We start from the raw sequence: 10,270 nt of genomic DNA, 5'->3' as shown, positions 1-10,270 counted from the left end.
TCATCAGTGGCAACGAGACGCTGCTGCACCACGCCGCCGTCGCCGGCATGGGCATGGCGGTGCTGCCGCGCTGGCTGATGGCGGATGACCTGGCCGCGGGCCGGCTCGAGACGGTGCTGCCGGATGTCATGACCATCAAGGCGCCGCTGATGGCCGTCTATCCCAGCCGCAAATATCTCTCCGCCAAGGTCCGCACCTTCATCGACTTCATCGCCGCCGATCCCTTGATGAAGCAGGCCTCGGAGGGCCCCGTGGCGGCCATCGACGCGACGGCGGCCGGTGCGAGGAAGGGACGGAAGGGGGGAGCGTGAGGCGGAGAGGATGCTTGTCTGTCGCGATCCGAGCTGATCTCTTCCGCTGTCACGCAAGCCGTCGCCGCGTGACCGGTGCGCTCCCACTCCCCGTTCTGACGGGGGCGCGACGAGCTTCGCTCGCGCTGAGAGGGTCGGGGTGAGGGGCAGCCGCACGGGCGGTGCAGCTTGGGGGATCAGCTGCGACGCAGACAGAATGCGACTTAGTATGTGTTCGCAGCTCGCTCGTATCGCCGAGTCGTCGTGCCCGTCCGATGGACCGCGATCCGAGCTACCTATGTGCCACCCCTCACCGGATTGCTGCGCAATCCGATCTCTCCCCACAAAGGGCGGGGAGAGGTGCACTTCCGCCGCCGCCCCGTCGAGAGACACACGACGCTCAGGACCACGCGCTCACGGCCGCACCGCCGGCGCATCCATCGCCATGCCATGCGCGCGAGACATCAGGTAGAGCTCGAGCGCGATCATGTCGGGCGTGTCGACGTCGAAAGCCCGCGCGCGGACGCCGGTCATGCAGCCGCGCAGGCGGCGCTGCAGCGAGCCCATGCCCTGCCATTCCAGGCGGTAGATCGGATAGCCGGTCGGCTGCCCTTGCGTGATCGCCGAGCCTGCGAGGTGCTTGTCCCAATTGTCGTCGTGGCAATTGCTGCAGGCGAGGTTGAGCTGGCCCTGCCGCTGAAGGAACAGCTCGCGCCCGCGGGCGACGAAGGGCTTCAGGCGCGGGTCGTCGCCGGCGGTGATCGGCATGCCGCGCGATTGCTTTGCGACCAGCGCCGTCAAGGCCAGCAACTCGCGGCTCTCGGCCGCGAACGGCTCGGCCTCCTGGTGCTGCCTGCGGCAGAGATTGACGCGCTGGGCGAGATCGACCGGCGCGCTGCTTGCGGCATCGAAGGCGGGATAGCGGGCCGCCACGCCCTTCATGCTGACGTCGACCGCGCCATGGCAGTCCCCGCAGGACTTGTTGGCCGCACCCGCCTTCGTGCTCCACAGCGTCTCGCCGTCGAGCACCGAGAGCATGGCGGGGTTGGCGGTGTCGTCGTCCTGCATCGCCTTGCTGTCGGACGACATGAAATCATAGCCGGAGCGGCGCTCGGCGGGCGCGATCTCGCCGGCCAGCACCGGCAGCGCGCCGAGCAGCGCGATGGCAAGGGCCACGCGCCGCATCATTCGACTGTGATCGCGGCGGAGGCCGTGGCGACGAAGCCGTTGTCGCCGATCCATTCGAACTCGAACCTGCCGCTCTCGCTCACTGTCGTGAAGAACGACAGGAACGGATTAGCGGCAATCGCGGGGAACAGATCCGCGCGAAAAATCTCGCTGCCGTTGAACTTGCAGGTGACGCTGGTGATGATGTCGCGCGGCACGATCTCGCCGGCTGCGGTGTGGCGATAGCCCGGCTCCATGACGTGGCTCATCAAGGTCTTGATCTCGATGACGGCGCCGCGCTTGGCCTTCGCGGCAACGTTGACGAGGGCAGCGGGCATCACGGCATCTCCTCGGTGCAGGCGGCCAGCGTGACGATGACGTCCACGCTCGCCGACCAGAACGTGCCGTCCGAAAGTCGCGCGATAGCCACGACCTTCTGCGTGTCGGCGAGCCGGATCCGGGTCGTGACCTGGGCGCGGCCGGCGCTCGGCGTCAGGTGGAAATTGGCGACGTTGGGCTGCGGGTTCTTCTCGTTGAAGACGTGGATGCTCTTGACGTGGGCCTCGGGCGTCATCGGGTGATCGACGCTGACGGTCATCGGCACGGTGTTGCCGTTCTCGACCAGCGGCGGAATGTCGAGCTGGATCTTGCCGACATTGACCTTGGCCTCGCCGACGAGATTGCGGATCGCGGACGCCAGCATCGCCGGCGTCGCCTGCGCCGGCCGGACCGTGATCAGCGGCAGCGCGGGCATGGCCGCGGCGGTTCCCGCCAGTTGCAGCAGGTGGCGGCGCGAGATGTGGCGTTGGGCGAACATGCTCTCCATATGGGCTCACTCGCGCAAGGTCGCGAGATAGGCGACGATGTCCTCGATCTGCTCGGCCGACAGGATCGGCTTGTCGCGCCAGGCGGAACCGACGCGGGTCAGGCCGTCGATCCGGTAGTAGGACGGCATGATGGTCCCGGGATTCAGCCGGCGGGCATCGACCAGCCGCAGGCGCAGCTGCGCGGGTGTGGAACGGCTGCCGGCGCCGGCGAGGCTCGGCGCGAGGTCGCCCTGGAAGCGCGCCTCCGGGAACGGGCCGGAGTGGCAGAGGATGCAGGTCGAGCTGCGCGCGAGCACGAGCGCGCGGCCGCGCGCGGCGTCGCCGGGCTGGCCGGTGAGGGAGGCGGCGATGCCGTCGGCTTCGACCGTGTACGGCGTGAGCTGCTGCGCGCCGGTCGTCGCGGGCAGGGCGGCGATGACCATGGCGAGGACGCGGCTAGCCGAACGCATCATGGGTCAGTGCCTTGAACCAGGCCGTCGCAGCCTCCGCCTCGGCCGCGCGCGCGGCCAATGGTGCGTCGAGCGGGCTGGTCCTGCCGCCCTCCACCTCGGCGAACAGATCGCCCTTGGGTTGATAGACGCCGGACAGCGAGAACGCGTAGTCCGGCGCGACGGTGCTGTAGCAGATGCCGGTCAGCGGTGGCGGCTCGGATGGCCGTGCGATCAGGTCGCGTGCGATCACCGCCGCGCATGCCTGGCCCTGCGCCCGCGCCGCGCCGGCCGATTTGGGAATGCCGCCGCCGAGACAGGCATCCCCGATGACGTGCACGTCAGGCAGCAGCTTCGAGGCGAAGGTCGCGGCGTCGATCGGGCACCAGCCGGTGCGGTCGGTGGCGCCGGCGAGCGCTGCGATGCGGCCCGCCTTCTGCGGCGGGATGATGTTGGCGACGTCGGGATTGTAGTTGCCGAACTCGGTGACGACGGTGCGCGTGGTGACATCGACGCCCGTGACGCGGCCGCCTTGCGACAGCGGGATGCGTTCGATGATGCCGGGATAGAGCTGCTGCCACGCCTGCTCGAACAGTTTCTGCTGCGAGAAATTGTCCTTGGCATCGAGGATCAGGACCTTCGACTTCGGCTTGTGCGTCTTCAGATGATGCGCGATCAGGCTGGCGCGCTCGTAAGGCGCCGGCGGGCAGCGCGAGGGATTGGCCGGGACCGAGATTGCAATCGTGCCGCCATCCGGCATCGCCTCGATCTGCTTGCGCAGCAGCAGCGTCTGCTCGCCGGCCTTGTAGGCGTGCGGCATGACGGCGGAGGCGGCCTCGTCATAGCCTTGCAACGCGGTGACATCGATGTCGATGCCCGGCGCCAGCACGAGGCGGTCATAGGCGAGGGTGGTGCCATCCGCGAGCGTGACCTTGTGCGCAGGCGCGTCGATCGCGGTGGCGGCCTGCAGCACGACGCGCACGCCTTCGGCGGCGATGCGATCATAGCCGAACTGCTGCGCGCCGATGTCGCGCAGGCCGGCGATCACCTCGTTGCTCAGGGGGCAGGCAATGAAGGTCGTGCTGGCCTCCACCAGTGTGACGTCGAGCGTCGCATCGGCCTTGCGCAGCGCGCGGGCGCAGCTCGCGCCGCCGAAGCCGCCGCCGATCACGACGACACGCGCCGCGGTTTGCGCGCGCAGCACGGCAGGGCCGGCGACCATCGCCACGCTTGCCGCGATCAGGCCGCCAACCTCCCTGCGCGTGCGCCGTCGGGTGAATGTCATGACTTCAAATCAGCACGGCGGCGGCCATCGGTCGCAACGGCCGCCGCCACGTCTCTCATGCGAAGGTGATGTTCTGGTCGCGCAGCGGCACCGAGCGGATGCGCTTGCCGGTGGCGGCGAAGAACGCGTTCAGCACGGCCGGCGCGGCGACGCCGATGGTCGGCTCGCCGACGCCGCCCCAGAAGCCGCCGCTCGGAACCATGATCGCTTCCACCTTCGGCATCTCGGCGATGCGCATCGAGTTGTAGCTGTCGAAATTGGTCTGCTCGATACGGCCGTCCTTGACGGTGCAGCCGCCATAGAACAGCGCCGACAGGCCATAGACGAACGAGCCTGCGATCTGCCGCTCGACCTGAGCGGGGTTCACCACATAGCCCGGATCGGTCGAGGCGACGATGCGGTGGATCTTGATCTTGCTGCCGTCGATCACCGAGATCTCGGCCGCGCCCGCGACATAGCTGCCATAGCCGTGCAGCTGAGCGAGACCGCGATGCACGCCTTCCGGCGCCGGCGTGCCCCAGCCGATCTTCTCGGCCACGGCATCGAGCACCGCCAGATGCTTCGGGTTCTTGGCCATCAGCTTGCGGCGGAACTCCAGCGGATCCTGACCGACGGCATTGGCGAGCTCGTCCATGAAGCATTCGAGATAGATCGCGTTCTGGTTCACGTTGACGCCGCGCCAGAAGCCCGGATTGATGTGCGGATTACGCATCGCATGCTCGATCAGCAGGTTCGGCACGGAGTAGCCGATCGTGGCCTCGCCCGACGGCGCGAGCCCCTGGAAGGTCGCGGGGTCCTTGCCGTTGACCAGCGCGTCGGGGCGCAGGCTGAACAGGATCGACTGGCCGGAGATGCGCATGTGCAAGGCGGTCAGGTTGTTGTCGGCGTCGAAGCCGCCGGTCAGCTTGCACTGCGTGATCGGGTGATAGCGGCCATGCGTCATGTCCTCCTCGCGCGACCACAACAGCTTGACCGGCGTGCCCGGCATCGCCTTGGCGATCTGCACGGCCTGGCGGACGTAGTCCGTCTGGCCGCGCCGGCCGAAGCCGCCGCCGAGGATCAGCTTGTGCACCTCGCATTTGTCGGCCGGCAAGCCTGAGGCTTCCAGCACGGCCGCGAACGCCGCCTCGCCGTTCTGCGTGCCGCACCACACCTCGCAGCGATCGGCGGTGTAGAGCGCGGTCGCGTTCATCGGCTCCATCGTGGCGTGGTTCTGGTAGGGGTAGTTGTAGACCGCCTCCACCTTTTTCACCGCGCCCGCCAGCGCCGCCTTGGCGTCGCCGTTCTCATTGCCGACGAACGCCGGCCCGGAGTCCAAACCTTCCGCCAGCCATTTGCCGATCGACGCGGAGGAGACCTTCGCGTTCGGGCCTTCGTCCCACACGATCGGCAGCGCATCGAGCGCCGTCTTCGCGTGCCACCAGGTGTCGGCAACGACGGCCACCGCGGTGCCGTCGACCGCGACCACCTTCTTGACGCCCTTCATGCCGGCGATCTTGGCCTCGTCATAGCTCTTCAGCTTGCCGCCGGTGACCGGGCAGTCCTTGATCGCGGCGTTGAGCATGCCGGGCAGCTTGATGTCGGCGCCATAGATCATCGCGCCGGTGACCTTGTCGGCGGTGTCGAGGCGCTTCACGCCCTTGCCGATCAGGGTCCAGTCCTTCGGATCCTTCAGCTTGACGTCGGCCGGCGGCGAAAGCTTCGCCGCGGCCTCCGCGACCTTGCCGTAGGTCGTGGTCTTGCCCGACGCCTTGTGGGTGATGACGCTGTTGGCGGCCGTGCATTCCGCTGCCGGCACCTTCCATTCGTCGGCGGCGGCCTGGATCAGCATCATGCGGGCGGCGGCGCCGCCCTTGCGGACATAGTCCTGCGACGCGCGGATGCCGCGGCTGCCGCCGGTGGAGAAGTCGCCCCAGACGCGCTTGCGGGCGACGTTCTGGCCGGGCGTCGGATATTCCGTCGTCACCTTGCTCCAGTCGCAGGCGAGCTCTTCCGCCACGAGCTGGGCGAGACCGGTCAGCGAGCCCTGGCCCATCTCGGAGCGGGCGATGCGGATCACGACGGTGTCGTCGGGCCGGATCACGACCCAGGCGTTGACCTCCGGAGAGCCGTCCGCGGCGCGGACCACCTGCGGACCGCCGAAGGGGAGGTCGAGCCCGAGCGCGAGGCCGCCGCCGAGCGCGGCGGTGCCGATGACGAAGGAGCGGCGGTTGAGGCGCGGCGTGACGTGCTGGTTCATGCCGGCCTCCTCAGGCGTTCGCGGCGGCGTGGATCGCCTCGCGCACCTGGGCGAAGGTTCCACAGCGGCAGATGTTGGTGATGGCGTCGTTGATGTCCTGGTCGCTCGGCTTCGGATTGTCCTTGAGCAGCGCGGCGACGGCCATGATCATCCCGCTCTGGCAATAGCCGCATTGCGGAACGTCGTTCTCGAGCCAGGCCTGCTGCACCTTGTGCAGACCGTTGTCGCTCGCCAGCCCCTCGATCGTGGTGATCTGCTTGCCGGCCGCCTCGGAGACGGTGACGCCGCAGGAGCGCACGGCCGTGCCGTCGAGATGCACGGTGCAGGCGCCGCATTGTGCAATGCCGCAGCCATATTTGGTGCCGGTCAAACCGGCGTTCTCGCGGATTGCCCACAGCAGCGGCGTGTCCGGCTCGACGTCGAGCGAATAGGGTTTTCCATTAATCGTGAGGTTTGCCATCGCAGATCCCTTTCGTTCAACTCGCCAGTTGAACTGAGGGCCGCACTGTGGCGCGAACGATTGCAACGTTCAAATCAAGAATATGCGTTTGCGCTGCGGAAGATTTGTGATGCCCTGGGGTTGTTTGTTGTTCGGTTTCACTGACCGCGCGGCGGCGCCACCGCCAGCCGCAGGAAGCTCATTACGCTGCCGAGCGCGGCGAAGCCGGCGCCCAGCGCCAGAGCGAGCGTTGCCCCCTCGCGTCCGGCCAGGCTGAAGCACAGCGCGGCGAGCGCCGCGCCCGTGGTCTGGCCGGTCAGCCGCGCGGTCGCGACGATGCCGCTGGCGCCGCCGCTGCGATGTGGCGGGGCGCTCGACATGATGGCCTTCATGTTCGGCGCCTGGAAGAAGCCGAAGCCGATGCCGCAGATCAGCATGCGCCAGACGATGTTCGGGATGCTCGGGTTCTCCGGCAGCATCGCGAGCAGTGCCATGCCGGTTCCGAGCATCACCAGGCCAATGCCGCCGAGCAGGCCGGCGGGAAAGCGGTCGGACAGCCGGCCGGCGATCGGCGCCATGATCGTCACCGCGAGCGGCCACGGCGTCATGAAGAAGCCAGTCTCGACCTGCGAGCGTTGCAGAACGTCCTCGAAGTAGAACGGCAGCGACACGAAGCCGAGGCCCTGGACCGAGAAGGAGCACACCGCGGTCGCCGCCGACAGCGCGAACACGCCGCGGCGGAACAGGTCGATCGGCAGCATCGGCGCGGGATGATCGGCCTGGCGTCGCGTCAGGATGATGCCGAGCACGAGCGCGCCGGCGAGCTCCGCCACCACCATCGGGGCCGTCGCGCCATGCGCGGCGCTGCCGATGCCGGTGATGAACAGGCCGAGGCAGAGCGCGGCAAGGCCGGCGCCGAGAAAGTCGAAACCGTGGTCGGCGCGCGGCGTGCGCGGCAGCATCTTCAGGCCGATCGCGATCGCGATCACGCCGAAAGGGAGGTTGATCGCGAACAGCCACGGCCATGAGCCCAGCGAGAGGATGGCGGAGGCGATCGTGGGTCCGAAGGTGAAGGAAATGCCGACCACCAGCGCATTGTGGCCGAGCCCGCGGCCGAGCATCTTGCCGGGATAGACGTAGCGCACCAGCGCGGTGTTGACGCTCATGATGCCGCTGGCGCCGAGCCCTTGCAGGGCGCGCGCGATCACCAGGGTCGGCAGCGACCACGCCAGCGCGCAGCCGACCGAGGCCAGCGTGAACAGCAAGAGGCCGCCGAGATAGATGCGCTGGTGGCCGACGATCTCGCCGAGCGCGCCGAGCGGCAGCAAGGTCGCGACCAGCGCGATCTGGTAGATGTTGACCACCCACACCACTTCGGCCGGCGACACCTGCAGGTCGGCCGAGATCGCCGGCAGCGCGATATTGGCGATGGCGACGTCGAGCGAGGCCATCGACAGCGCCGTGAAGATCGCCGCGACCGCCCAGGGCCGCTGGCTGGCGGGCAGGCCGTCGGCCGAGCCGTCGCCGGCGAGCTTGGAGGCATGGTGGCGGTTGGACATGGGGACGTTTGCTGACCTCGGTTCGCGGGCGCCGTGCGCGTTTGCATGTACACGGGCGCGGGCTCGGACCCCAGCCTTCACGGGCGCATGGGCTTATGCGCGAGGCTGCGAGCGAGAAGACCGATGCTGGAGGAGATACCCCGTCTTGCTCCGTCACTCCCGAGCATTCGCGCGGAAGACGGCGCAGCCGTTTTTAAGCAGCGCGAATGAGCCCGGAATCCATAGCCACGGAGCGACGTGGGTGACGAGATGCCCACCACCGGCGTGCCCCACACGATATCCTGTGGGTATGGGGTCGGGTCCGGGCTCGCTGCGCGCGCCCCGGAACGACGCGAGGAGAGAGTGTGCGTCCTCCCTGTCATTCCGAACGCCCGGCGCATCTGCGGCCCACCGCAGCGCACCATCGGTGGCGGACCTCCGGGCGACGGCGCAGTGCTGACGAGGCAACCTATTTCGGTTACGCTTCCATGCAGACCGGCAAGGCGCGACAGACCAGGGAGTGGAATAGCAGATCGATGAGCACAGTCAGAAACGCTCTGGCCCAGAAGAGTGGCGGCCTGATCCAGGTCCGGTCCGGCGACATGGTCGTCGAAGCCTTGCAGAAGATGCGCGACAACCGGGTCCGGTCGGTGCTGGTCATGGACGACGGCGTGCTGGTCGGCATCGTGACCCAGGGCGATTGCGCCATCAAGGTGCTGCTGCCCGGGCTCGATGCGAAGCAGACGCCGGTCGCCCAGGTGATGACGGCCAACCCGGTGACGGTCAAGCCGGACCATCCGCTGGACGGCTGCATGGCCATGATGTCCCGGCGCGGCTTTCGCCACCTGCCGGTGCTCGACGGGACCAAGGTCGTCGGCGTGATCTCGATCGGCGACGTCGTCAAGAACATCATCCGCGATCTGGAGCACAACGTGGACGACCTGATGGGCTACATCCTGAAGGACGGCCCGGGGGGGTGAGAGGGGAGGGCGGTGCAGCCCGCGCGAATGTCTGCTCGTGACCCATAAGAGACATGCGGCAACTACAATAGACTAGGGCCACGAGTCTCTTAGTTCCCCACCCGCCTCATTTCGCAGGAACCTTGCGGCGCGGATTGCCAACTCTTGGCTTTCTGAACTAACGCACAACACGAGTTGAGGCGAGGTTTCGACAGGGAAAACCTCCACGCAGTCCTCGCAACTTGGTCGCAACGCTGCGTACAATTCCGTCCATTGCCCACCTCGGACGCTCAGGCCATTGCTCGCGACGTCCGCTCTCCGGGTTCAACCGGAAGTAAGCCGTCGGACAGCCGATAAGCCGCTTTTGGCCCTGAGCAGACATCTGCGATCTGATCGGTATGGATCGTTTCACGTTGGATAGCCGATCTGGGCTATATCCTCACCGAGTGAAGCTAGATCGGTTGTTGGATTAATAGCAGCAACGATTTCATCCGTTAGTGCACGATGCTCGTACACAGCGATCGTGGCTTGTGGAGACACCTCTCTCTGATAGTATTCAGCTGCCCATTGCCGGTACGTGTCAGGCGAGCAGTCAAGTATTGAAAGCAGATGGGCCGAGCCATCGCTGTCTCCGGATGCTGCCAGCTCAAGTCTTGCACTGGACCACGCCGGCGCTTCAGAAAGACGCCACATACAAAATGTGACATCCTGCGGCGAGAACGCAGGCTCACTGCAACAAGCAGCGAACGGGCGAGGCAGATCGCGATAGAACTGCTCGCTTGGCAATCTTAGCGACGCTACCATCGACTCATGATCAAAGCCCTTGATGAACGCGCCATAAGAATTGAACAATACGAAAAACTCGTCGCCTTCGCCATTCCGCATTGAGCCCATCATTTCTTCCGTGGCCCAGTTTGCGCTGAAAGAGTAGTAACGGTACGCCCACTCAGGACAGATGATTGCATCGAGCATTGCCACTGATTGAAGCAGCCGCTTTAATGAGAAGACGTCAGGCAGTTGACTCAAGTTTCTTGTGGATGGTCCTGGCATGTTTTGTTTCAATCACAAAGGGACCGATTTGAGCTGTCGCACTGAAGA

The 10,270-nt window shown here is 66.7% G+C and carries 11 protein-coding genes; 2 read left to right on the top strand and 9 right to left on the bottom strand.

All coding sequences use genetic code 11. The features are described from left to right. Positions 1-311 (top strand): LysR substrate-binding domain-containing protein (locus tag BRAS3809_RS24020; protein WP_035658010.1); only part of this gene is annotated, 311 nt, incomplete at its 5' end. A gap of 393 nt (positions 312-704) precedes the next feature. Here the strand turns inward: BRAS3809_RS24020 and soxA are convergent. The 8 genes from soxA to BRAS3809_RS23980 all read right to left on the bottom strand — a co-directional run bounded on the left by soxA (position 705) and on the right by BRAS3809_RS23980 (position 8,234). After that, positions 705-1,478, bottom strand: coding sequence for a sulfur oxidation c-type cytochrome SoxA (gene soxA, locus BRAS3809_RS24015; RefSeq protein WP_008964630.1), 774 nt, complete (start codon positions 1,476-1,478; stop codon positions 705-707). Next, positions 1,475-1,795: a thiosulfate oxidation carrier complex protein SoxZ gene (gene soxZ, locus BRAS3809_RS24010; RefSeq protein WP_008964629.1), complete on the bottom strand. Its 321-nt coding sequence runs from the start codon at positions 1,793-1,795 to the stop codon at positions 1,475-1,477. The genes soxA and soxZ overlap by 4 nt, the downstream gene beginning before the upstream one ends. Continuing rightward, entirely contained in the window at positions 1,795-2,283 is a 489-nt protein-coding gene (locus BRAS3809_RS24005) for a SoxY-related AACIE arm protein (RefSeq protein ID WP_008964628.1), read from the bottom strand. The genes soxZ and BRAS3809_RS24005 overlap by 1 nt, the downstream gene beginning before the upstream one ends. Before the next feature lie 6 nt (positions 2,284-2,289). Then, on the bottom strand, positions 2,290-2,706 hold the full coding sequence (gene soxX, locus BRAS3809_RS24000; protein WP_008964627.1) for a sulfur oxidation c-type cytochrome SoxX: 417 nt from the start codon (positions 2,704-2,706) through the stop codon (positions 2,290-2,292). Between the two features lie 13 nt (positions 2,707-2,719). Further along, positions 2,720-3,997: an NAD(P)/FAD-dependent oxidoreductase gene (locus tag BRAS3809_RS23995; RefSeq protein WP_008964626.1), complete on the bottom strand. Its 1,278-nt coding sequence runs from the start codon at positions 3,995-3,997 to the stop codon at positions 2,720-2,722. Positions 3,998-4,052: 55 nt separating this feature from the next. After that, positions 4,053-6,236, bottom strand: coding sequence for a xanthine dehydrogenase family protein molybdopterin-binding subunit (locus BRAS3809_RS23990; protein ID WP_008964625.1), 2,184 nt, complete (start codon positions 6,234-6,236; stop codon positions 4,053-4,055). Positions 6,237-6,246: 10 nt separating this feature from the next. Continuing rightward, positions 6,247-6,696, bottom strand: coding sequence for a (2Fe-2S)-binding protein (locus tag BRAS3809_RS23985; protein ID WP_008964624.1), 450 nt, complete (start codon positions 6,694-6,696; stop codon positions 6,247-6,249). A 137-nt stretch (positions 6,697-6,833) separates the two neighbouring features. Beyond that, positions 6,834-8,234, bottom strand: coding sequence for an MFS transporter (locus tag BRAS3809_RS23980; protein WP_008964623.1), 1,401 nt, complete (start codon positions 8,232-8,234; stop codon positions 6,834-6,836). 515 nt (positions 8,235-8,749) lie between these two features. Here BRAS3809_RS23980 and BRAS3809_RS23975 point away from each other — a divergent pair. Then, the gene (locus BRAS3809_RS23975; protein ID WP_240535756.1) at positions 8,750-9,193 is read left to right on the top strand and encodes a CBS domain-containing protein; all 444 of its coding nucleotides are present in this window, start codon (positions 8,750-8,752) and stop codon (positions 9,191-9,193) included. Between the two features lie 387 nt (positions 9,194-9,580). Here the strand turns inward: BRAS3809_RS23975 and BRAS3809_RS36105 are convergent, their stop codons facing one another. Beyond that, positions 9,581-10,222 carry a hypothetical protein gene (locus BRAS3809_RS36105; RefSeq protein WP_139017438.1) on the bottom strand — a complete coding sequence of 214 codons (642 nt, stop codon included), beginning with the start codon at positions 10,220-10,222 and terminating at the stop codon, positions 9,581-9,583. Between the last annotated feature and the right edge of the window lie 48 nt (positions 10,223-10,270).

The organism is Bradyrhizobium sp. STM 3809 (assembly GCF_000239795.1).
GTDB lineage: Bacteria > Pseudomonadota > Alphaproteobacteria > Rhizobiales > Xanthobacteraceae > Bradyrhizobium.
The sequence above is the reverse complement of the archived record's forward strand: the minus strand, read 5'-3'. Positions and strand labels throughout refer to the sequence as shown.